This window comes from Streptomyces sp. NBC_00490, from assembly GCF_036013645.1.
GTDB classification, from domain to species: Bacteria; Actinomycetota; Actinomycetes; order Streptomycetales; family Streptomycetaceae; genus Streptomyces; species Streptomyces canus_F.
In genome coordinates, this window is record NZ_CP107869.1 from 9563297 (window position 1) to 9585424 (window position 22128).

Sequence of the window (22128 nt, forward strand, 5' to 3'; positions counted from 1 at the left end):
CCTACATGTTAGGTAACGCCACGGTCTCACCCTCTCTCACTTGGGGACCATTTATCCGTATATAGAGACCCGTTGTCTCGATAGCTGCTGCGAGTTCATTGACACCTGCCTGAAACGGATACCTAACATGCATGCATAACAGTCAGCCCGCACAGACAGGTCCATGGGGTGAGCTCCAAGCACATCGACACGCCGCACTGGTGGCGTGATGCAGTGATCTACCAGGTGTACGTCCGCAGCTTCCTGGACAGCACCGGCGACGGCGTCGGCGATCTCGCCGGAGTCCGCGCGGGGCTGCCCTACCTGAAGAAGCTGGGAGTCGACGGGATCTGGCTGAGCCCCTTCTACCCCTCACCGCAGCACGACCACGGCTACGACGTCGCCGACTACTGCGATGTCGACCCGCTCTTCGGGGACCTCGCCGAGTTCGACCTGCTGATGGCGGCGGCCCGGCGGCTGGGCATCAGGGTCCTGCTCGACATCGTCCCCAACCACTGCTCCAGCGACCACCCGTGGTTCCGCGAGGCACTGGCCTCCGAGGCGGGCAGCGCGGCCCGGGCCCGCTTCCACTTCGCCGACGGGCAGGGCCCCGACGGGACCGAGCCGCCCAACAACTGGCACGCCATGTTCGGCGGCCCCGCATGGTCCCGGGTCACGGAGCCGGACGGCCGCCCGGGCCAGTGGTACCTGCACATGTTCACCCCCGAACAGCCCGACTGGAACTGGCGCGACCCCGAAGTCGGTGCCGAGTTCGACCGCGTCCTGCGCTTCTGGCTCGACCGGGGCGTGGACGGCTTCCGCATCGACGTCGCCGCCGGACTCTTCAAACACCCCGAACTGCCCGACTCGCCCGACCCCGAGGCCGACGCCCGTACGCGTGACTCCGTCAACCCTCTCGCCTGGAACCAGCCGGAGGTGCACGGAGTGTGGCGCCGCTGGCGCGCGGTGTGCGAGGAGTACGCGGCGCGCGACGGCCGCGAGCGGCTCCTGGTCGGCGAGGTCTCGGTCCCCACAGCCCGTGAACACGCGAAGTACGTACGCCCCGACGAACTGCACCAGGCCTTCTTCTTCGACCTGTTGAGCGCCTCCTGGGACGCCGACGCCTTCCGCAAGGTCATCTCCGAGGCCATGCAGGACATCGCGGGAACGGGATCGACCGTCACCTGGGTACTCAACAACCACGATCAGGTCCGCACCGTGACCCGCTACGGCGAACCGGCCCCCGAGGGCAGCGGACTCGGCGCCGCCCGCGCCCGTGCCGCCGCCCTGCTGATGCTCGCGCTGCCCGGCGGCGCGTACATCTACCAGGGCGAGGAGCTGGGACTGCCCGAGGTCGTCGACCTGCCGGACGACGTGCTCACCGACCCGATCTTCCACCGCACCGGCAGCCGCGCCCGCATCCGCGACGGCTGCAGGGTGCCCCTGCCGTGGTCCGGACAGGCCTCGCCCTTCGGCTTCACCTCGGGCGTCGAGCACGTCAAGCCCTGGCTGCCGCAGCCGGACTACTTCGCCGAGTACGCCACGGACCGGGCCCTCGCCGACACCCGCTCCTTCTGGCACCTGTACCGCGACGGCCTCCAACTGCGCTCCGCGCTGCCCCAGTTGGGCGAGGGTGAGATGCGCTGGCTGGACACCCAGCCCGGCGTCCTCGGCTTCGTCCGCGGCGACGGCCTCGTCTGCGCCGTCAACTTCGGTACGGCGCCCACGCCGGCGCCCGTCTCCGGCACCCCCCTGCTGTCCAGCGGCCCCTGCCCGGCCGGGGTGCTCCCCGGTTCCACGGCCGCCTGGTGGATCGGCGACGACACCGATTCCTGAACCCCACACCTCCCCACCCCGGAAATCACCTTCCCCGAAAGGGACATCAACGATGATGCGACGACGTACCGCCCTGCTCACCGGCTGCACCGCACTCGTCCTGGCGCTCGGCTCGACCGCCTGCGGTGGCGGCGGCCCCGTCTCCGCAGGCGGCGGCGACCAGGCGTTCAGCGGCCAGACGGTCTCCGTGGCCGGCGTCTGGTCCGGCAGCGAACAGAAGAACTTCCAGAAGGTGCTGGACGCCTTCACCGAGAAGACCGGCGCCAAGACCCAGTTCGTCTCCACCGGCGACAACGTCTCCAACGTCGTCGGCAGCAAGATCGAGGGCGGCAACGCCCCCGACGTGGTGATGGTCCCGCAGGTCGGCGTGCTCCAGCAGTTCGCCCGGAAGGGCTGGCTCAAGCCGCTGTCCCCGGCCACCCGCAAGTCCGTCGACGCCAACTACGCGAACGTGTGGAAGAACTACGGCAGCGTCGACGGCACCCTCTACGGCCTGTACTTCAAGGCCGCCCACAAGTCGACCGTCTGGTACAGCCCCGACGCCCTCGACCAGGCCGGCGTCCAGCCGCCGAAGACATACGACGCGATGCTGAAGGCCGGGCGGACCGTCTCCGACTCGGGCCTCGCCGCCTTCTCCGTCGCGGGCCAGGACGGCTGGACGCTCACCGACTGGTTCGAGAACGTCTACCTCTCCCAGGCCGGACCCGACAAGTACGACGCCCTCGCGGCGCACCGGCTGAAGTGGACCGACCAGAGCGTCGTCGACGCGCTCACCACACTCGGCAAGCTCTTCAAGGACAAGCAGCTCCTGGCGGGCGGACAGCAGGGCGCCCTCAACACCGACTTCCCGGGCTCCGTCGAGAAGGTCTTCGGACCCGAACCCGACGCCGGCATGGTCTACGAGGGCGACTTCGTCGCCGGTGTCGCCAAGGACCAGTTCGGCCGGAAGATCGGCGAGGACGCCGACTTCTTCCCGTTCCCGCCCGTCGGCGCCGGCGAGGCACCCGTGGTCAGCGGCGGCGACGCGGCCGTCGTCCTCAAGGACGGCAAGAACACCAAGGCCGGCATGGCCCTCCTGGAGTACCTGGCGAGTCCCGAGGCAGCCGCCGTGTGGGCGAAGACGGGCGGCTTCCTCTCCCCGAACAAGGGGCTCGACCTCGCCTCCTACGGCGACGACGTCACCCGTACCACCGCCAAGTCCCTCATAGCCGCCGGGGATTCGGTCCGCTTCGACATGTCCGACCAGGCACCGGCCGCGTTCGGCGGGACCAAGGGCGCGGGCGAGTGGAAGATCCTCCAGGACTTCCTGCGCGACCCGTCCGACCCCAAGAAGACCGCGGCACAGCTGGAGACCGCCGCGGCCAAGGCCTACAAGGACTGATCGCGATGACCGCCACGCTCACGAAGGCGGTCGGTCCCCCCGCCGCCGGAACCGTCGCCCACAAGCGGCGCGCCCGGCGGCGGGGGCGGACCATCGCCCTCCTCTTCGTCCTCCCCGCGCTGCTCCTGCTCGGCGCCCTCGTCCTCTACCCCGTGCTGTTCACCGTCGGCCGCAGCTTCTTCGACGCCTCCGGGACCAGCTTCGTGGGCGGTGACAACTACACCGAGATGTTCCGCGACCCGGCCACCCTCACAGCACTCCGCAACACGATCATCTGGGTCGTCGTGGCCCCCGCCCTGCTGACGGGCCTGGGACTGATCCTCGCCGTACTCGTGGAGAAGGTCCGCTGGGCCACCGCGTTCAAACTGCTGCTGTTCATGCCCATGGCCGTCTCCTTCCTGGCGGCCGGCATCATCTTCCGCCTGGCCTACGACGAGGACCCGGACAAGGGCGTCCTGAACGCGGCGGTGGTCGGCATCCACGACGCCTTCCAGGGCACCTCCTCCTACCCGACCGCCCGCGCCCGCGACGGGCAGGGCCTGACCCAGGGCACCGACGGCTCCTACCGCACGAGCAGCAGCGTCTCACCGGGCGACACGCTCTCTCTCGGCCTGGTCGGCGTGGCACCCAAGGAACTGCCCCAGGAAGCGCGGCCCGCCCAGGAGGCCGCCGCCCGCCAAGCGGGCGCGGACGAACTGCGCGGCGTCGTCTATCTCGACTTCACGCGCGGCGGGGGAGGCAAGCAGGGGGTGGTCGACGCCCGGGAGAGCGGACTGCCGCAGATGCGGGTCGAGGCGGTGCGCGACGGGAAGACGATCGCGAGCACGACCACCGCCGCCGACGGCTCCTTCCGCTTCACCGGCCTGGACGCGGGCTCGTACACCGTCACGCTCCCCAGCTCCAACTTCGCCCCGCCCTACGAAGGCATCTCCTGGCTCGGCCCGGCACTCGTCACCCCGGCGATCATCGGCGCCTACCTGTGGATCTGGACCGGCTTCGCGATGGTCCTCATCGGCGCCGGCCTCTCGACGCTGCCCCGGGACGCGCTGGAGGCGGCCCGGATGGACGGCGCCAACGAGTGGCAGATCTTCCGGCGGATCACCGTGCCCCTGCTCGCGCCCGTGCTCACCGTGGTCTTCGTGACCCTCGTCATCAACGTGATGAAGGTGTTCGACCTCGTCTACATCATCGCGCCAGGACCCGTACAGGAGGACGCCACCGTGCTGGCCACCCAGATGTGGCTCGTGTCCTTCGGCGGCGGCAACGACCAGGGGCTCGGCAGTGCCCTCGGGGTCCTGCTCCTGCTCCTGGTGATCCCCGCCATGGTCTTCAACGTCCGCCGCTTCCGAGGGAGTCAGCGATGAACCTCAGTGCGCTTCGGCGCGGGTTCGCCAACAGCGCGGTCCAGGCCGTCCTCGTGGTCGTCGGACTGATCTGGCTCACCCCGCTCGCGGGACTGCTCCTGTCGTCCCTGCGGTCCACGCAGGACACGGCCAAAGGCGGCTGGTGGACGACGTTCGCCAGCCCGGGGCAGCTGTCCTTCGACAACTACGCGGCGCTGCTGGAGAACTCCGGGATCACGCGGGCGTTCTGGAACACCGTGCTGATCTCGGTGCCGACGACGGTGCTCGTCGTGGTGATCGCCGCGCTCGCCGGATACGCCTTCGCGTGGCTGGACTTCCCCGGCCGCGACGCGCTCTTCCTGCTCGTCGTCGCCCTGCTGGTGGTGCCGGTGCAGATCGGCCTGCTGCCCGTGGCCAAACTCTTCGGCCAGCTGGGGCTGTTCGGCACCATCCCCGGCGTCGTCCTCTTCCACGTCTCCTACGGCCTGCCCTTCGCGATCTTCCTGCTGCGGAACTACTTCGCCGAGATACCGCGGGAGATGCTGGAGGCCGCCCGCATGGACGGAGGCAGCGAGTGGCGCATCTTCATCCGGCTCGTCCTGCCGGTGGGGCGCCCCGCCCTCGCGAGCCTCGCCATCTTCCAGTTCCTGTGGGTGTGGAACGACATGCTGGTGGCGCTCCTCTTCGCGGACAGCTCGGCGCAGCCGCTGACCGTGGAACTCCAGTCGCAGATACGGCAGTTCGGCAGCAACATCGACGTCCTGGCGCCCGGCGCCTTCCTGTCCCTGATCGTGCCGGTGGTCGTGTTCTTCGCCTTCCAACGGCACTTCGTCCAGGGGGTGATGGCCGGGTCCGTGAAGTAGTGGGCCAGTCGGCCGCACACCGCGAAGCGTGATCGTCAGGTGGGCGATCCGGCGGCTCTGCGTATGGGCGTGCTCTGGTTCGTCCTCGGGGCCGCGGGCGCCTTCGTGCTCGCTCTGCCGGTCGCCCTGTGGTTCGACGCGCTGCGCGCGATCTCCCTCAACGCGCCGTCGGGCACCCACGTCTCCGGTGTCTCGGTCCCGCTCGCCGTCGTCGGGGTGGTCGCGGGGATGCTCCTGGTGGGCCTGGGACTTCCGGTGGGCGCCCACCATCTCGACGGCTACCGGGCCGCACAGGGCGGCGGCGGATGGGCACTGGCGACCGGCGTCGCCGTCTTCACCCTGGGCGTCGCCGTCGCGTCGCGCGGCTGGGTGGCGGCGGACCGCGTCGGCTGGGTGGTGACGGACTACGAGCCGCCGGAGCCGTGGGGCTGGGGGCAGTGGATCCTCTACTACGCCGACCTCTGGCTGCCCGGCCTCCTGGTCATGCTCTCGATGCTGCTGGTGTGGTCGGCCGTCCGCGCCCAGCGCCGCAGTACCGCGAGCGCCGCCACCCGGGACCGGCTGCTGACCGAAGGGCTGCGGAAAGCGAGCTGCGCATCCACCACTCCAGCGACGACTCCGGCGGGCGGCGCGTCGCGGGGCCACCGCCACGGTCACCTACGTCGACGCCGCCGGCACGCGCCGCTGGGTCACGCGCAAGTACAGCGACGCGTCCGTGCTCGTCCAGGGTGGCGCGGTGCGGGTCCTCCACAACCCTGCCCGCCCGGACGACGACGACTCGGTCTTCGTGAGCTTCCTGCGGGAACCGGCCGCCCTCGACTGGGTCTGATGTCGCCCGCCTCACCCGGGAGTTGGGCCGTCGGCACCCCCACCCCCGTGCCGCCCGCTCACCCGCTCAACGGTATTCATGTGGCTCACAGGCGTAGGCCGGCAATGGTGTGCGCGGTCAGTCGTTCGAGCGGTCGGCGGTGACCTTGCCGGAGTCGGGGTTGACGCGCCATTCGCTGCCGGTGCCGTCGGGGGCGGTGGTGTCGGCGTCCCAGGCGGGCTCCCTGCTCTCCTCGTCCAGGTCGACGGAGGTCACCGTGCCCTTGGCGGCGGCGGCCTCGGCGGCCTCCGCGGCGCTGACGGAGGTGCCCTTCAGGGCGGCACGGATCCGCGCGGTCTCGGCGGCGTCGTCACCGTCCTCGTCCTTCTCGGTGTGCGAGCCGAGGACCTTGCCGTCGGCCGGGGCCACCTGGACGCTGTGCCAGGTACCGCCGCCGGCCAGCACATCGACCTCCCACACATGGGCCGTGCCCTCGTCGTCCAGGTCGGCCGAGACCGCCGTACCGCTCGTGTGCCGCAGCGCCGCCCTGATCGCGTCCGCGGCCGTGATCTGTCCGGCCTTCGCCGCGGCGGAGTTCTCGGCCTTGTCCTCGGCCGACCCGTCCGTGGGGCGGGCGGACGGGTCCGCGTCCTGGGCGGTGCCATCGGTGTCGTCGGCGTCGTTCGTCACCGCCACGGTCTTCTTCGCCGGCCCTTCGTCGTCGCCCGAGACCGCGAGGGCGGCCGCGGTACCGCCGCCGACCAGAGCGACGGCCGCGGCGGCGGCGATGACGGTGTTGCGCTTCATGGGTTCCTCCAGGATGCGAACGGCTGCAACGAATGACAGAGGTCTTTGTCGATCGCGGTCGGTTTGTCCGCCTCGTCCGCTGTCGACGGGACCCAATCTGGCCGACCGACACTGAAGCGGAGCTGAAGCCCCCTGAAGGCCGCTTCAGGTTCGGTTTGCCAAGCTGAGCGCATGCGTCTGTTGATCGTGGAAGATGAGAAGCGGCTCGCGCTGTCGCTGGCCAAGGGTCTGACGGCCGAGGGGTATGCCGTGGACGTCGTCCACGACGGGGCCGAGGGCCTGCACCGGGCGAGCGAGGGCGCCTACGACCTGGTGATCCTCGACATCATGCTGCCCGGCATGAACGGCTACCGGGTCTGCGCCGCCCTGCGGGCCGCCGGCCATGACGTGCCCATCCTCATGCTCACCGCCAAGGACGGCGAGTACGACGAGGCGGAGGGCCTGGACACGGGTGCCGACGACTACCTCACCAAACCGTTCTCCTACGTCGTCCTCGTCGCCCGGGTGAAGGCGCTGCTCAGACGGCGCGGGCCTGCGGGCGGAGCCTCGCCCGTGCACACGGTCGGCGATCTGAAGGTCGACACCGGGGCCCGGCGGGTGTTCCTCGCCGAGGACGAGATCACCCTGACCACCAAGGAGTTCTCCGTCCTCGAGCAGCTCGTGATGAGATCCGGTGAGGTCGTGTCGAAGTCCGACATCCTGGAGCACGTCTGGGACTTCGCGTACGACGGCGACCCGAACATCGTCGAGGTCTACATCAGCACGCTGCGCCGCAAGCTCGGCCCGGCGCTCATCAAGACGGTACGCGGGGCCGGGTACCGGCTGGAGGCCCGCCCGTGAAGCGCCGTCTCCGCTCCGTACGGGCGCGGGCCACCCTCGCCGCGACGGCCGTCGTCGCCATAGCACTGGTCGCGGCGGGCACCGCCGTAGTGCTCTCGCTGCGGTTCACCCTCACCGACAAGGCGGACGCCGAGGCCGACGCCGTCGCTCGTAACGCCGCCTCGGCGCTGACGAACGGGTTCGCGTACGACCAGCTGAACCTGCCGGACGGCGACGAGAACCCCGTCGAGGTCCTGGACCGGGACGAGAAGCCCGTCGCGGTCGGCGAGGACGTCGAGGGCATGAACGTGACCGCCGCCGCCTCGGACCGGCTGAACTCCGAGACCAACGACGACGCCGACGACAGAGCGGAGGGCGACCGGGAGACGGAGGACAACAACGCGCTCACCACCGGGAAGATCACCGACGAGACCTGGTACGGCGAGGGCACCGCGACCGTCGAGGGCATCACGGCGAAGTACCGGTTCGCCGCGGTCGACGTGATCACGCCGGGAGGTGTCCCGCTCACCGTCTACGCCGGCGCTCCGCTGTCCATCGAGGAGGACGCCGTCGACGTCGCGCTGACGACGATGCTCATCGGGCTGCCGCTGCTGCTGCTGACCGTCAGCGGGGTGACGTACCTCGTCACCAGACGGGCGCTGCGCCCGGTCGAGGGCATCCGTGCCGAGATGGCCGCCATCATGGCCTCCGAGGACCTGTCACGGCGGGTCCCCGAGCCGGGCACCCACGACGAGATCGCCCGTCTGGCCGTCACGACGAACGAGACCCTCGCCGCCCTGGAGACCTCGGTCGCACGGCAGCGCGCGTTCGTCGCCGATGCCTCCCACGAGTTGCGCAGCCCCATCGCGTCCCTGCGCACCCAGCTCGAAGTGGGCGCCGCGCACCCGGAGTTGCTGGACCTGGACGGGGCGGTCGAGGACACCGTACGACTGCAGAGCCTCGCCGCCGACCTGCTGCTGCTCGCCCGCCTGGACGCGGGGGAGCGGCCCCCACCGGACGCCCGCTTCGACCTGGCGAGGGTGGTGGCGCAGGAAGTGGCCTCCCGGGACGGAGTGACCCTCGACAGCGTCGCGTCCGTGGAGGTGAACGGCTCCCGCAGCCAGATCTGCCGTGTCCTCGGCAATCTCCTGGACAACGCCAGTCGGCACGCTCGCGATCGCGTCACCGTCACCCTGCGCACGGCCGGCGACCAGGTGGTCCTCCAGGTCGCCGACGACGGTTCGGGCGTCCCGCTCGCCGACCGCGACCGCATCTTCGAGCGCTTCGTCCGGCTCGACGAGTCCCGAGCCCGCGACGACGGCGGCGCCGGCCTGGGCCTCGCCATCGCGAAGGACATCGCCGTACGCCACGGAGGCACATTGACCGTCAGTGACGCTCCCGGGGGAGGCGCCTTGTTCGAGCTGAGGCTGAGCCGGTCGGCTGGTGGGTGATCTCGCTGAACCGGCCGTCGCCTCCTCCGGCTCGCCCCTTTCGATCAACAAGCCGGGTGGAGTCCGGTCGGCTTGGCTGCACCGGGCATGGATTACGTAAGATCGTCATGGAAACGTCCCCGACGGCCGTGTGGCCATGGGGAGTTAGGTGGCGATGTGACTCCGCTGGTGGGCCGGGCGACAGAGCTGGAACTTCTGGACGCGGTGCTCGACCGGACACTCGGCGAGGACGGCGGTTGCTCCGTCGTGGACCTCGCCGGGACCGCGGGCATCGGCAAGAGCCGGCTGATGGCCGAGTTCTGCCGACGGGCGCAGGCCCGGGGGATGACGGTACTGCGCGGCCGGGCCAGCGAGTACGAACAGCACATCCCCTACCAGCCGTTCAGCGACGCACTCGCCGACCACGACATGGAGTTGACGGATCCGGGTGCCGAGGACGCGCGCGGCGACCGGTTCGGGCTGCAACGCTCCATCGCGAAGCTGCTCGTACGCATCGCGCGGTCCGGCCCCGGCACCGGGCTCGTCGTGGCGCTGGACGATCTGCACTGGGCGGACCCGGCGTCCCTGGAACTCCTCGACCACCTCGTCCGCCACCCCCCGAACGCCCCCGTCGTGATCGTCGTGGCCCGGCGCGACCGCCAGACCACGGCCTCCCTGGACGCCGCGCTCACCCGGGGCATCGACATGGGTACCGTGCTGCGGCTGAACCTCGGACCCCTCGCCGAGCAGGCCTGCGTCGAGATCCTGGCCCCCGACCTGGCACCCGGCACGCAGCCCGGCCGGGCCGCCGAGCTGTACGCCGCCAGCGACGGCAACCCGCTGTACTTCCTCGCCCTCCTCCAAGCCGGACAAGCGGGACGCGCCGCCGGGCAGGACGCCCCACCGCACTCGGCCGGACTCGGCTCCGTCCTGCTGGACGAACTGACCCCGCTGACCCCGGCACAGCGCCGGACCGCCGAGGCGGTGGCCGTCCTGGGCGACCGTGGCAACACCGCCCTGCTGAGCGTGGTGACCGGCCGGGACGAGGCCGAGGTCACCGCGGACCTGGGAGCACTGACCGACCGTGATCTCCTGCGTCCCGGGCCGGGCGGGCGATGGGCACTGCGTCATCCGGTCTTACGGGCCGTCGTGCACGAGAGCACCCGCCCCCTGGAACGCGTACGCATGCACCGCCTCGCCGCGGACGCGCTGGCCGCCGCGGGAGCCCCCGCCAGCGAACGCGCCCACCACGTCGAGCAGTCACTGACCGGCTGGGACCCGCACGCCGTGGCCGTACTGTCCGAAGCGGCCGAGCGTTCCGCCGCCACCGCTCCCGCGAGCAGCGCCCATTGGCTCGGAGTCGCCCTCACCCACCTGCCCGACCAGCCGCAACACGCCACGTTGCGCCGCGATCTGATGCTGCGACGGGCCCGTGCCCTGGGCGTGTGCGGAGGACTGCGGGAGAGCCGGGACCTGCTGCACGAGGTGATCGCCATGTCCCCGCCCGGCGAGGCGGGCACGCCACGCAGCGTGCGGGCCTCCGCGGTGACGCTGTGCGCGGTGATGGAGCGTCACCTCGGGCGGTACGCCGAGGCGGTTGCTCTGCTGCGCCGCGAACTCGCCCGGACACCGGGCCCCTCCGACGCCGACGCGGTGGAACTCGGCCTGGAACTCGGCTCGTCCGCGCCGCATTCCACCGCCTACCCTGAGCTGCGTGCCGAGGTCACCCGCACCCTCGACCTGGCCCGGGCGCTGGGCGATGAGGTCGCCCAGGCGGGCGCCCTCGCGATCGCGGCCCTCGGGGAGACGTACGAAGGCAACATGGGCGCCGCGCGGGAGGCGAGCGACCGGGCCGCCGCCCTGGTCGACGCCCTCACCGATCACGACCTCGCGGGTCTGTGCGAGCCGCTGGCCCGGCTCGGCTGGTCCGAGGCGTTCCTGGAGCGCTATGCCGATGCCGAACGGCACGCCGATCGCGGCCTGGCCATCGCCCGGCGCGGCGGGCAGCTCTACGTCCTGCCGCACCTGCTGCTGTGCAAGGCATACGTTCGTCTCCAGACCCTGCGGCTGGACTCGGCCATGGAACTCGCGGACGAGGCCGAGACGATCGCCCGTGGCATCGGCAGCGACGAACTGTCGGCCTTCGTCCTCACCAACAAGGCGTACGCCCAGATGTACGCCCTCCCGCCGGGCGACCAGGGCGCACTGTCGGTGGCCGAGGAAGCCGTCGCCGCAGCGGGTACGCGTACCAACTGGTGGGCGTCCATCGCCTGGTGCGTGCTCGCTCAGGCGGCGATGCACGCAGGTGATCCGCAGCGCGCCCGGGCCGCGGTCCTGCGGGGCGGAGGCGAGAACCTGAACGCGCTCCACCCGTCGATGCGTCCGCTCATCCTGGAGATCCTCGTCACCTCCGCCGTCCTGACCGGCGATACGGATGCCGCCGCGACCTGGGCGGACCGGGCCCGTAAGGAGGCGGAGGAGCTGGACCTGCCGTCGCAGCAGGCCTCGGCGCTGCGCAGCACCGCCCACTGTCGTTCCGCCGCGGGCGACACGGCAGCGGCCGCCGAGCTGTTCGAGGAGGCCGTGGACATGACGGCCCGTGGGGGAGCGGTGCTGTGGGAAGCGTTCAGCCTGCTGCTCGGCGCACCTCTGACCGCCGCCCGCAATCCGGACCGCGCCCGCGCCATGTGGACACGGGCCCGACAGCTCGCCGAAAGCGGCGGCGCACGTCAACTGACAGGCCTGGCCGACGCGATCCACCCCCTCGTGCACGCCGAGCCGGCCGCCCAGCCTCCGGCCCCGCTGCCGGGCCTGTCGGCCCGCGAACGCGAGATCGCCGCGCTGGTCGCCGACGGCCTGACCACCCCGGCCATCGCCGCCCGTCTCTTCCTCAGCCCCCGCACGGTCGAGTCCCACCTCAGCCGCATCTACCGCAAGACCGGCGTCACCTCGCGAGCCGCCCTCGCCGTTCTCCAGACCAGGCTCGAGCTGAGCGACACGACGAACGGGCCGACCGGGTCCACCTGATCTTCGCCGTCACCGTCCTGTCAGCAGGACACCACGCTCATGGGCGAGACGTAGAGCGCGGACAGCACTCCGTCTCCGGCCACCTCGATCGGGGCGGGGGCCGTCGCATAGGTCAGCTCCAGGTCGGACGGGAGCCGGCTCTGCGGAATGTCCTCGCCGACGTAGACCACCGAGAGCGAGCCCTGGCAGTCGGAGCCGCCCGGCGGCGCGGTGTCGGGGACTCTGCCGTCCTGCGGGCCGGCCTTGACGGAGACGACGCTGATCGGCGTGTAGTGGTACTCGTAGCGAGCCGGGGTGACGGCGGTCTCCTCCCGCGTCTTCTCGACCTCGACCCAGTAGCGGGCGAACTTGACCGTGACTGCCTTGCAGGGCCTCTGGATCGCCTCCGGGGTGAAGTTCAGGCCGGAGGAGTCCAGGGTCAGGCCCCTGGACTGGTACGCACCGCTGCTGCTGGGCAGTTCCTTCAGGTAGTCGGTCAGTTCTTCGACGCTCATGCCACTGGTCTTCACGCACTCCGTGGGCGCGGTCTTCGTCGGGCTCGGCGTCGGAGTGGTCGGGTCGGGAGCGGCCGTGTAGTGAGCGAGCTCGGACGGGGAGGCGGTTCGAGTCGCCTGGGCGGTCGGCTTGTCGTCCGAACATCCCGAGACCGAGAGCAGCGCTGCCACGGCCATGACCGGTATCAACGTGCGTACGCTTCCCATGAGTTCCCCCCTGCTTCGGGAACGGAGCCGTGTGCTCACAAGCAATCGACCATGCCGCCTGCCACAGCGTCACACACGCTGCCGCCACTCGCGCGCACCAGGTGCCTCGTGCGGTGAATGCCCGTAGAGGATTGCGTAGTTCTACTGAAACAGGTCAGTCCTGCTTCCGCTCCGCCCTCATGGAGTCGCCAGCACCGCGATGAAGCCGGCCAGTGCCGCCAGTAGCCCGAGGCATGCCAGTGTGCCCGCCGTCTTCGGAGCCTTCTTCGTGAAGCGCTCCGCCACCTGGTACAGCGCGGAGATGAGGAGCAGTACCGCCGTGACGTGCAACAGCACCGCCAGGCTCACCCCGACGACCGCGCCGGCCCGCCAGAAGCGCCCCCAGGTCACCGCCCAGGCCACCGAGAACACGATCGCCGCGGTCAGCCCGCCGACGAGCTCCTCCCACCACGGCCGGTTCCCCATCCACCACAGGTTGCCGAGCCAGGAGATCTCGACGTCGAGGAGGTCGATGGTCGCCCAGGTGCCGAGCACCACGATTCCCAAGGCGGTCAGGCCCACGATCAGGCGGTAGCGCCACTGGAGCCACCTCGGCCAGCCCGTTCCCTCGCCGCGCCACATGGTCGCCATCGCCACCGCCGACCAGATCAGCCACCGCCGGATCAGCGCGGTGCCGGCGTCCGCCAGCGCATCGCGCAGTACGCGGTCGGCCTCCGCGCGCCGCACGACCTTGCCGTCGGTCGAGGTGTACTCCGGGACACCCTCCGGGTGGCTCAGTCCGTCGTGCAGCAGCGTGGCCGGGAGATGCTCGCCGGTCTTCGGCACGAGCCAGGTGAGAAACGCGGGAACCGAGGTCAGGTCGGTGCGGAAAGTGCCGGTCTCCCGCGGCACCAGGAGCTCGCCCAGGTGCCGGTCGCGGTACGCGATGCGGCGCTGCATCATGAAGTACTCGTGGCGGCCCACGACGACCCGCTCGAGTTCGATACGGGCATCGGAGCCGCGGTCGGGCGGGACTTCCGGCTGTCCCGCCGAACCGTCGATGCCACCGTCGTAGAACCGGCGCGGTTCCTGGGCGATCGGGCCACTTACGCCGGACACAACCATGAGCGCCTCCCTCGTGCCGGACCGGTTCCTCTCCCCATTCCTTCCGACGGGCGACCGCCGCTACTCGCCTTCCCCGCGGTCAGTCACCCAGAAGTGTCCATCGCCAGCCCTGCACCGGGCGCGCGACCGGCGCGCGAAGTCATGGTCGCCAAAGACAGTTGAGATGATCCCCTTGATGGGGAAGGGTCTGCGGTCATGGAGTTCTTCTGCTACCACCGTGACCGGCCCGGCTCCCTCGCATTGCGTGAGGAGTTGCTGGAGGCGCACTGGTCCTACATGGACCGGTACGCGAAGGAATTGATCGCTCGCGGCCCGACCTTCGCCGATGACGGTGAAACACCCACCGGCAGCGTGCACATCGTCGACCTGCCCGACCCCGCCGCCGCCCGCGCGTTCGCCTTCGACGAGCCCAACTACCAGGCCGGCGCCTACCGGGACGTGCTGCTGCGCCGCTGGCGCAACGTGCTGGGGCGCACCATGTGGGAGTTCCCCGGTGACCGGACCGACGGCAACCGGTACCTGGTGATCGGCCTCGGCGAGGGCCCGGCCGCCGACCTCGACCTGCCGCCGGACCGGGATCAGCTGGTCGCGTACGGGCCGTTGCTGTCCGACGACGGCGACATTTGGCTGGGTACGGCGGTGCTGCTCACGGCCCCGGATCCGGACACGGCACGCGCCGTCCTGACTGCGGAGCGGTACGCGGACATCGAGGTCCACGACTGGGAGTTCGGCGGGCGTCGATGAGCCACGTGCACCAGGCTGGAGCTTCGGCGGTCGGTCGCCGGTGTTGACTCGGTTGGCCGAGGAACCGGCCGCGGTCGACCATGCTGCACGGAGTGTCACGCGCCCGTTCTACGTGTACGCCGTGCTCGCCAATACGCTCTTCCAGCGCGGAGTGTTCGTCCTCTTCCTTTATCAGCGAGGCTTCTCCGCCGGGCAAGTGGCCCTACTGCAGACACTGCTCTACCTGGTCAGCGGAGTCGCGGAGTTGCCGACGGGAGTCATCGCCGACCGAATAGGCAGGCGTGCAAGCATCGTGATCGGCCAGGTGCTGATAGCCGGATGTCTGCTCGGCCAGGTGGCGTCCTCGAACTACTGGGTGTTCCTGGCGCTGTTCATCGGGCAGGGCGTGGGCATGGCCTGCGTGTCCGGTTCGGACACCGCCCTGCTGTACGACCTGCTCGTGCGCCGCGGTGCAACGGCCGGCTACGTCAAGATCAGGTCCCGGTTCACCATGCTCGGGACGGTCACCTCGGGAGCCGCCATCGTCCTCGGCGGCCAACTGCAGCACATCTCCTGGGGAGTCGTCTACGCCGGTTCGGCGGCGTGCCTCTTCCTGGCCGTGGTGGTGCTGATGTCACGGGTGCCCGAGATCCGCGGCGCCGACGCGGTGGACGAGCAGCAGGGAGCCGAGGGGCACGGCGACGCCTCGGCATGGCGGGCGATGCTTCGGGTCGCCACGCCGGCGCTCGTGACGCTCGTCGTGGTGTCCGGACTGATGCATGCGACGTTGACGCCGTACATCATTTTCACGCAGAAGACCCTCTCCGATCAGGGAGCGGGCACCGCATGGGTCAGCGTGGTCATATCGGCGGGATTCTTCGTCGGCGGGCTCACCCCGCTGCTGTCGGACCGCGCGGACCGGCACCTCGGGTATCGGGTCATCGTCCCGGTGTCCCTCCTGACGCTCGCCGCGGCACTCGGCCTCAGCGGTCTCGGCCTTGTCTGGGTCACCGTCGCCGCGTTCCTGGCCCTGGTCGGGATTCCCGAGATCACCGCCGTGATCGTGGACAACGTGTTCAACGAGGCCGTGCCGTCGCGCCACCGGGCGAGCCTGTTGTCGATGATCGCCTTCGTGGAGTCGGCACTCATCGGCATCGGCTATCTCGTTCTCGGCACGCTCATGGACGGGCTGGGCTCCAGTGTGGGCATGGCCACCTATGCCGTGGTCCCGCTGCTGGCATGTCTCCTGTGGCTCCCGGTGCTTTTCCGCGGGGCACGGGTGACCTCCGGGATCGAGAAGCCCGCCGACCGAAAGGCATCCTGAAACCGAGCGTCTCAAGGAACGTGCCGGTGGGCTCCGGATATGCATCCGGAGCCCACCGGCACGGTGTTGAGTGGTGGGTTACCAGCGATACCAGCGGCCCCTGCGGCCACCTGTGTCCGCGGAGCGCATGACGAAGCCCAGCAGCCAGACGGCCAGCACGATGACCGCGATCCACCACAGTGCCTTCAGAGCGAAACCCGCACCGAAGAGGACCAGAGCCAGCAGAAGAACGAGAAGCAGGGGAACCATAGTTATCAACCTCCGTAGCTTCTAGTGCCCGGGTAATGCAGGAACACACGATCGATTTCCTTGGTTTGTCCACTGCCAAGGCGGGAACTCAGCTCTGTTTCTCCCGGAGTTCGGTCCGGAAATTCATTCCCTGTCCAACGGTTTTTCTCCGAATGTGTAGGGAGGAATGTGTAGGGAGCGCCTCGAGGGTTCCCAGGTAGCGAGGTCAGGCGTCGAGCGCGTCGATGAGTGTCTTGGTGACGTCCTCCGTGGAGGCGGTGCCGCCGACGTCGCGGGTGAGGATGCCCGCGCCGATCGATGCCCCGTATAGGTGTGGCCTATCGATCCTTCTGCCTGGACCCGGAGGACGCGTCCGTCACCTCGTCGGCATTCTCACCGGCCCGGGCAGTCGCAGACGCTCGCCCTGGAACCCTGTCCGTAGTGCGCGGTCGTGGGTGACCAGCACGATCGCCCCCGGATAGCCGGTGAGCGCCTCCTGCAGTTCCTCGACCAGCGCCGGGGAGAGGTGGTTCGTCGGCTCGTCGAGCAGCAGGAGCTCGGCGGGGTGCGAGACCAGCCGCGCCAGATCCACGCGGCGGCGCTGGCCGTACGACAACTCACCCATGCGCAAGCGCAGTTGTGCCGGGTCGAAGAGGCCGAGGGCCAGCAGGGCGTCCGCGTGCTCGTCGGCGGAGCCTTCGCGCCCCAGCCCGAATGCCTCGGTCACCGTCAGGTCCGGCGGCCACGGCGTCTCGTCCTGGCGCAGATGACCCACCCGGCCCGGCACTCGCACCGAGCCCTTGTCCGGTCGCAACTCACCGGCGAGGAGGCGCAGCAGCGTGGTCTTGCCGGCGCCGTTGGGGCCGGTGACCAGCAGTCGGCCGCTGCGGCCGAGAGTGAGGGAGTCCAGGTGGACACGGCCTGCGATGTGTACGTCCGACAGCTCGACGGCCGGGAGTTCCGCGGCTTGCCCTGCCGTTTCGATCCGCGCCCGGAAGATCAGCGGGTCCGGCGGCGGTGTCACCGGGTTCGCGGTCAGCCTCTCGACCCGCTCGCGGGCGTTGCGGATACGGGCCATGGCGCCGTGGGCGCGGCCGCGGGTGCGGAAGCCGCCGTGGCCGAAGTTGGCCAGCGGTGCCTTGCGCGGAATGGCGTCGAGGCCGAGGGCGTGGCCGGCGGCCAGCCGCTCGTTGCGGGCCAGCTCGTCCCGCCACCGCCCGTACTCCTGGAGCCGGCGGTGGCGCTCCGCCGCCTTCGCCGTGCGGTAGCCGGCATAGCCGTCGCCGTAGCGGGTGACCTTCCCGGCCTCGGCCTCCAGGACCGTTTTCGTCAGGCGTTCCAGGAAGACGCGGTCGTGGGTGACCGCGAGCACCGTGCCGTGGTGCGCCCGCAGTTGTGCCTCCAGCCACTCGACGGCCTGATCGTCCAGGTCGTTCGTCGGTTCGTCCAGAAGCAGCAGTTCCGGGCGGCCGGCGAGGACGCCGGCCAGGGCGAGCCGGGAGCGCTCGCCGCCGGACAGGGTGCCGAGCTGGCGTTCACGGCGGAGGGCGGGCAGGCCGAGGTGGTGCAGGGCGATGTCCACCCGGTGGTCGGCGTCGTAGCCGCCCCGGGCCTCGTAGCGCCCGAGGAGGTGGGCGTACGCGGCGAGTTCCGCCGGGTCCTCGCTGTCGCCCAGATCCTGTTCGGCCTGGCGCAGTTGCGCCTCCAGGGTGCGCAGGTCGGCGAGGGCCAGGTCGACGGCGTTCTGGACGGTGGCGGTCGGGGCCAGGGGGAGGCTCTGCGGCAGATAGCCGATGCCGTCGGCGGCGACCACGGTCAACTCGCCGCTGTCCGGGCTCTCCTGCCCCGCGATGAGCCGGAGGAGGGTGGACTTGCCGGCGCCGTTGTCGCCGATGAGTCCGGCCTTCTCGCCCGGCTTGAGCGTGAAGGAGACCTGGTCGAGGACGGTGCGGCCGGGGTAGCGCTTGGTGACGTGGTGAAGGGTGAGTTGTGAGGTGTGCACAGGGGTCCCTCCTGGCCGCGCGGGTTTGAGCCCGGGGCGGGATCGGGGTGGATGGCTGCACGCGAGGCGCGCGATCGCGGAGCGGTGCTCTACGCGGTTGGCGCCGGCTGTCTCACAGGGAACCCATGTGCAGGACGGTACGGCACGACAACGAGAATGGCAAGACGATACGTCTCGCCTTGTTGGCGGTTGCTGACGTGGGCGACCCCGCAGGGGCGTGCGGTGGTCGGCCCACGTCATCTCCGGCATGGTCTTCCGGGCCCGCCGAGGGTCCTATGGGCCGTGCGGGCGGGAAGCAGGGCCGAACGGCCCAAGCGGAAGCGGCCCGTGTGGCTACGTCAGCCCGCGGTCAGTGCCCGAACCCTCCGACCCTGACGTACGAGAAGCCCTCGCCCGTGCGTGGCGCGCGGGTCCAGGAGCAGGTCGTGAAGGTGTGAAGACTGCCTTGGGTCAGCGCGAATCGGGGCAGTGAGAGCCCGAGTTCGGTGTGCAGGGCTTCCAGCGCCCGCAGTTCGCAGTCCAGCTCGGTGTCGTCCGGGCGGAACAGCCGTGCGGGATCCAGTGCGTCGGGTATCGCCCCGGAGCGCTCGATCTCCGTGCCCCGCACGGTGAACGCGTAGAGCTCCTCGCCCTGTTCGGCCACCGACAGATGAAACGCCGCTGAGCGTTCACCCGGGGACGAGATCCTCGGGTCGCGCCACACCACCACGGCGCGACCGGCCGAGGAGGCCCTTCGGGCGGGGGACAGGAACAGCCTGGTCAGATGGTGGTGGGAGTGGCCGTCGAAGGCGAAGGCCCACGCTTCGGCGGTGCGGCCGGCGGCGACCACGGGCCGGTCCTCCCAGAGTTCCACCCCTTCCCGCTCATGGGGCTTGCGTGCCTGCCACGCCGCCCTGCGCGGATCCGTGGGCCCGCTCAGTTCGGCGCCTTCCTCACCGATCAGGGCGGGCAGGCCGGCAGGGTCCATCCCCTCGACCCAGACACAGCGGTATCCGTCCGACGACTGCCGGTTCGCCGTGGTCTCCGTCAGCCACCCGAGACCCGGCGGGTCGAGGTCGGGCACCGGTTCCGGAACAGGTCCCGTCTGCCCGGAGCGCGGTGTCGCGAGGATTTCCCGCCCACGCTCCGGTGTGACCAGCGGGCCGAGGACCGGATCGGCGAGCAGGCCGATCGGGGAGAGCAGCGCGGGCCCGGGTGTCTCCCACCGCGGAAGCGCGTCCCGCAGCATCCGCCACGCGGCGTCGGTCGCTCCCCAGCGAGCCGCCTCCCGGGCCTCGGCGACGGCCTGCCCCCAGGGACCGGGAGGCGCGTACTGATGGGTGCCGTCCCGCAGCGCGCCCAGTACGGCCTGGGCGGTCTGGCGGGCCGCTCCGCGCGCGGCCATCATCCCGAGCCAGTGGTCGTCCCCGCCCAGCCGCCATTCGCCGCGTGCCGGCGTCAGGGCCTCCACAGGCAGAATCTCGGCCAGGTAACGCGGGTCGTCGACCAGGTTGCCGTAATCCCGGGGGCTGCGCGGAGCCAGCAGATGCCGGAGCTGGTTCAGCAGGACGGCGCTGCCCGGCCGTCCGAAGGACCGCGCCTCCTCCAGCAGGGACAGTGCCATCTCGTACCGTCCTTGCAGGGCCAGCAGGGCAGCGTCCTTCACGTGGGCGTCCTGGACGCGCGTGGTCGCGTTCACGAAGTCGGATCTGTGGGCCCGGTCCCCGTGGAAGCCGCGGTACATGGCCTCCATGTACGCGCGGAACGACGGGTAGCGGTCCGGCAGTTCACCACCCCAGCCCTTGTAGACGTAGAGCGCCCACTCGCCGTCCTGGTCGGTGTCGCCCGGGTCGAGCAGCGCGTGCGACATGTCGGAGTCCGTCTCCAGCCGGAGCGCCCGCCGCCACATCCCGGCCAGCAGGACGTCCTCCTCGCGCGGGTTGTCGCCCAGGCTCTCCTCGTACAGCGGGGTCATGTCGTACAGGTCGCGGAACCAGTCGATGTCCGCGGCGCCGCCGAGCTGATAGATCCCGGCCGCCTGTTCGACGTGCCACCCGTCGCTCACGGCCAGGAACTCCCGGTACGAAGTCGGCAGTCGCCGCCCCAGCCGCTCCTCGGCCGCGGCGATCACCGCCTCGTCCGCCCCGGGCCGGCCCAGGCCGGCGGTCTGCCCGTCGTCCTCTTCCTCGTCCAGGTCGTCGCGCGGGACCCACTCCTCCTGCCAACGTCCCAGGAAATCGTGCCAGTTGAAAGCCTCACCACTCATGTCCGGATGGTGTCATCCGGCACTGACAACGCCCGGTGCCGCCTCCGGGCGCCTGCGCGGGGGTCACCACCCGGTGCGCAGCAGATGGTTGAGGAGCAGGGCGAGCAGCGCCTGGGCGGCGAGCCAGGCACGGGGGTGGGGGAGGAACGCGCACGCCGGGTACAGCCACAGGGCGAAGGGCAGCCAGATGCGTTCCGTCTCCGCCTTGCTCATGCCGGACAGGTCGGCGACCAGCAGGGCGGTAAGCGCGGCGGCCACGAGAACGCCGAGGCGGACGTCGGCGCGGCTGCCGGTGCGATGCCGCAACAGGAGCGCGCCCGTCCGCCGCAGGCCCGCCGCCGTGGCCAGGCCGGTGATCAGCACCGCGCACGCCAGGTTGGCCCACACCCAGTAGCCGTAAGGGCGGATGCCGCCCGCGCCCTGGTAGTAGCGCGTGACCAGCAGGTGGTACGCCTCCCACCAGTCGAACCCGGCGAGCGTGAACGCCGCCGGCACCACGGCCGCTCCGGCGAGCAGCGGCACCAACACGGCCGGGCGCTCCCGCAGTTCCCGTCTGCCGAGCACAAGCACCGCGGCCCCGATCAGCGCGACCAGCGTCAGGCCGTAGGACAGATAGCAGGTCAGGCCGAACAGCAGCCCCGAACCCCCCGCCCACCCCAGGGACCGCCGGGTGATCGCCAGGGCCAGCAGCGCCACCGCCCAGGCGGCCACCGCCGCGAAGTACGCGTCGGCCGAGGTGCCCATCCACACGGCGGCCGGCGCCAGGACCAGGAACGGTGCTGCGTGCCGCGCCCGCCGTTCGTCGGCCAGCGCGCGGATCGTGACCAGTACGGCCACGCAGGCGGCCGCCCCGACCGTGATGCACCACGCCCCGGCCCAGCCGCCGCCCCGCAGCCCGATCCGGTCCAGCAGGACGAAGGTGAGCGTCGCGCCGGGCGGATGGCCGGCGACGTGGGCGGGCCAGTGGTCGGGGGAGCCGAGCAGGATGTGGTGGGTGAAGTCCCGCAGGGCGGCGGGGATGTCGTGGAAGCGGTCGATGACCTGGAGGTACTCGTAGCGCGTGGTGAGCCTGCGCGCGACGCCCCGGTGCCAGCCGTCGATCAGGGCGAGGGACCAGATCCACGCCATGGCCGTGGCCCAGGCCAGCGTGAGCAGGGCACGGAAGGGGAGCCGGGCCGCGAGGGCGGGGCCGTACACCACGGTGGCGGTCGCCACGAGGACGGCGGCCGGGGTGCCGGGGCCCAGGTGGGGGTCCCAGAACGCCAGGAGCGGGGGCCAGTCGACGAACAGGGTGTGGTGCGTGTGCTGGATGTGCCGGCCGATGAGCACGGCGGCGGTCACCAGCGCCGCGGCGGCCCCGGCGGCGTACAGGTCACGGCGAAGGGAGCGGGTCACGCAAAGAACGCTAGGCGGGCCGGTCGGCCGTTTGCCGTCTCCCGGGCCGGACGTCAGCGTTTCGTCATGGGTTGCGCACCCTTTCCTGGGGTGCTCCGGGCCTACGGTCGGGC

At 70.8% G+C, this 22128-nt stretch carries 17 protein-coding genes; 10 read left to right on the top strand and 7 right to left on the bottom strand.

Going from position 1 to position 22128, the window contains the following annotated elements; genetic code table 11:
• The first annotated feature begins 168 nt into the window (after window positions 1–168).
• The 5 genes from OG381_RS43620 (at window position 169) to OG381_RS43640 (ending at window position 6374) form a co-directional block, all read left to right on the top strand.
• The gene (locus OG381_RS43620) at window positions 169–1815 is read left to right on the top strand and encodes a glycoside hydrolase family 13 protein (RefSeq protein ID WP_327721529.1); all 1647 of its coding nucleotides are present in this window, start codon (window positions 169–171) and stop codon (window positions 1813–1815) included.
• A gap of 52 nt (window positions 1816–1867) precedes the next feature.
• Window positions 1868–3196, top strand: coding sequence for an ABC transporter substrate-binding protein (locus OG381_RS43625; protein ID WP_327721530.1), 1329 nt, complete (start codon window positions 1868–1870; stop codon window positions 3194–3196).
• 5 nt (window positions 3197–3201) lie between these two features.
• On the top strand, window positions 3202–4560 hold the full coding sequence (locus tag OG381_RS43630) for an ABC transporter permease (RefSeq protein ID WP_327721531.1): 1359 nt from the start codon (window positions 3202–3204) through the stop codon (window positions 4558–4560).
• Window positions 4557–5402 carry a carbohydrate ABC transporter permease gene (locus OG381_RS43635; protein WP_327721532.1) on the top strand — a complete coding sequence of 282 codons (846 nt, stop codon included), beginning with the start codon at window positions 4557–4559 and terminating at the stop codon, window positions 5400–5402. The genes OG381_RS43630 and OG381_RS43635 overlap by 4 nt, the downstream gene beginning before the upstream one ends.
• Window positions 5403–5465: 63 nt before the next feature.
• Window positions 5466–6374 carry a hypothetical protein gene (locus OG381_RS43640; RefSeq protein WP_327721533.1) on the top strand — a complete coding sequence of 303 codons (909 nt, stop codon included), beginning with the start codon at window positions 5466–5468 and terminating at the stop codon, window positions 6372–6374.
• On the opposite strand, the gene OG381_RS43645 is transcribed toward OG381_RS43640, so the two are convergent.
• Window positions 6349–7017: a PepSY domain-containing protein gene (locus OG381_RS43645; protein ID WP_327721534.1), complete on the bottom strand. Its 669-nt coding sequence runs from the start codon at window positions 7015–7017 to the stop codon at window positions 6349–6351. The genes OG381_RS43640 and OG381_RS43645 overlap by 26 nt on opposite strands.
• 171 nt (window positions 7018–7188) lie before the next feature.
• Here OG381_RS43645 and OG381_RS43650 point away from each other — a divergent pair, with 171 nt between their 5' ends.
• The 3 genes from OG381_RS43650 (at window position 7189) to OG381_RS43660 (ending at window position 12293) form a co-directional block, all read left to right on the top strand.
• Window positions 7189–7857, top strand: coding sequence for a response regulator transcription factor (locus tag OG381_RS43650; protein WP_327721535.1), 669 nt, complete (start codon window positions 7189–7191; stop codon window positions 7855–7857).
• The gene (locus OG381_RS43655; protein ID WP_327721536.1) at window positions 7854–9287 is read left to right on the top strand and encodes a sensor histidine kinase; all 1434 of its coding nucleotides are present in this window, start codon (window positions 7854–7856) and stop codon (window positions 9285–9287) included. The genes OG381_RS43650 and OG381_RS43655 overlap by 4 nt, the downstream gene beginning before the upstream one ends.
• Before the next feature lie 156 nt (window positions 9288–9443).
• Window positions 9444–12293, top strand: a complete 2850-nt coding sequence (locus OG381_RS43660; RefSeq protein WP_327721537.1) for an ATP-binding protein — start codon at window positions 9444–9446, stop codon at window positions 12291–12293.
• A gap of 20 nt (window positions 12294–12313) precedes the next feature.
• Here OG381_RS43660 and OG381_RS43665 read toward each other — a convergent pair whose 3' ends face one another.
• Both OG381_RS43665 and OG381_RS43670 read right to left on the bottom strand, forming a co-directional pair.
• Window positions 12314–12994: a hypothetical protein gene (locus OG381_RS43665; RefSeq protein ID WP_327721538.1), complete on the bottom strand. Its 681-nt coding sequence runs from the start codon at window positions 12992–12994 to the stop codon at window positions 12314–12316.
• A 177-nt stretch (window positions 12995–13171) separates the two neighbouring features.
• A complete protein-coding gene (locus OG381_RS43670; protein ID WP_327721539.1) occupies window positions 13172–14098 on the bottom strand; it encodes a DUF1353 domain-containing protein in 927 nt (308 codons plus the stop codon).
• Between the two features lie 195 nt (window positions 14099–14293).
• Here OG381_RS43670 and OG381_RS43675 point away from each other — a divergent pair, with 195 nt between their 5' ends.
• Window positions 14294–14842 carry a YciI family protein gene (locus tag OG381_RS43675; protein WP_327721540.1) on the top strand — a complete coding sequence of 183 codons (549 nt, stop codon included), beginning with the start codon at window positions 14294–14296 and terminating at the stop codon, window positions 14840–14842.
• Between the two features lie 121 nt (window positions 14843–14963).
• Window positions 14964–16145 carry an MFS transporter gene (locus OG381_RS43680; protein WP_327721541.1) on the top strand — a complete coding sequence of 394 codons (1182 nt, stop codon included), beginning with the start codon at window positions 14964–14966 and terminating at the stop codon, window positions 16143–16145.
• Between the two features lie 78 nt (window positions 16146–16223).
• Here OG381_RS43680 and OG381_RS43685 read toward each other — a convergent pair whose 3' ends face one another.
• From OG381_RS43685 to OG381_RS43700, 4 genes are all read right to left on the bottom strand, one after another.
• The gene (locus OG381_RS43685) at window positions 16224–16394 is read right to left on the bottom strand and encodes a hydrophobic protein (RefSeq protein ID WP_307022079.1); all 171 of its coding nucleotides are present in this window, start codon (window positions 16392–16394) and stop codon (window positions 16224–16226) included.
• 355 nt (window positions 16395–16749) lie between these two features.
• Complete coding sequence (locus tag OG381_RS43690) at window positions 16750–18375, bottom strand: TlrC/CarA/OleB/SrmB family ABC-F type ribosomal protection protein (protein ID WP_327721542.1); 1626 nt, start codon at window positions 18373–18375, stop codon at window positions 16750–16752.
• Between the two features lie 349 nt (window positions 18376–18724).
• Complete coding sequence (locus OG381_RS43695) at window positions 18725–20620, bottom strand: SMI1/KNR4 family protein (RefSeq protein WP_327721543.1); 1896 nt, start codon at window positions 20618–20620, stop codon at window positions 18725–18727.
• A 63-nt stretch (window positions 20621–20683) separates the two neighbouring features.
• The gene (locus tag OG381_RS43700; RefSeq protein ID WP_327721544.1) at window positions 20684–22015 is read right to left on the bottom strand and encodes a hypothetical protein; all 1332 of its coding nucleotides are present in this window, start codon (window positions 22013–22015) and stop codon (window positions 20684–20686) included.
• Between the last annotated feature and the right edge of the window lie 113 nt (window positions 22016–22128).

Bases quoted from the DNA above. Each gene is read 5' to 3' on its own strand.
- OG381_RS43625 (WP_327721530.1), top strand. From the start codon at position 1,868: ATGATGCGACGACGTACCGCCCTGCTCACCGGCTGCACCGCACTCGTC.
- OG381_RS43630 (WP_327721531.1), top strand. From the start codon at position 3,202: ATGACCGCCACGCTCACGAAGGCGGTCGGTCCCCCCGCCGCCGGAACC.
- OG381_RS43635 (WP_327721532.1), top strand. From the start codon at position 4,557: ATGAACCTCAGTGCGCTTCGGCGCGGGTTCGCCAACAGCGCGGTCCAG.
- OG381_RS43640 (WP_327721533.1), top strand. From the start codon at position 5,466: ATGGGCGTGCTCTGGTTCGTCCTCGGGGCCGCGGGCGCCTTCGTGCTC.
- OG381_RS43645 (WP_327721534.1), bottom strand. From the start codon at position 7,017: ATGAAGCGCAACACCGTCATCGCCGCCGCCGCGGCCGTCGCTCTGGTC.
- OG381_RS43650 (WP_327721535.1), top strand. From the start codon at position 7,189: ATGCGTCTGTTGATCGTGGAAGATGAGAAGCGGCTCGCGCTGTCGCTG.
- OG381_RS43665 (WP_327721538.1), bottom strand. From the start codon at position 12,994: ATGGGAAGCGTACGCACGTTGATACCGGTCATGGCCGTGGCAGCGCTG.
- OG381_RS43670 (WP_327721539.1), bottom strand. From the start codon at position 14,098: ATGGTTGTGTCCGGCGTAAGTGGCCCGATCGCCCAGGAACCGCGCCGG.
- OG381_RS43675 (WP_327721540.1), top strand. From the start codon at position 14,294: ATGGAGTTCTTCTGCTACCACCGTGACCGGCCCGGCTCCCTCGCATTG.
- OG381_RS43685 (WP_307022079.1), bottom strand. From the start codon at position 16,394: ATGGTTCCCCTGCTTCTCGTTCTTCTGCTGGCTCTGGTCCTCTTCGGT.
- OG381_RS43695 (WP_327721543.1), bottom strand. From the start codon at position 20,620: ATGAGTGGTGAGGCTTTCAACTGGCACGATTTCCTGGGACGTTGGCAG.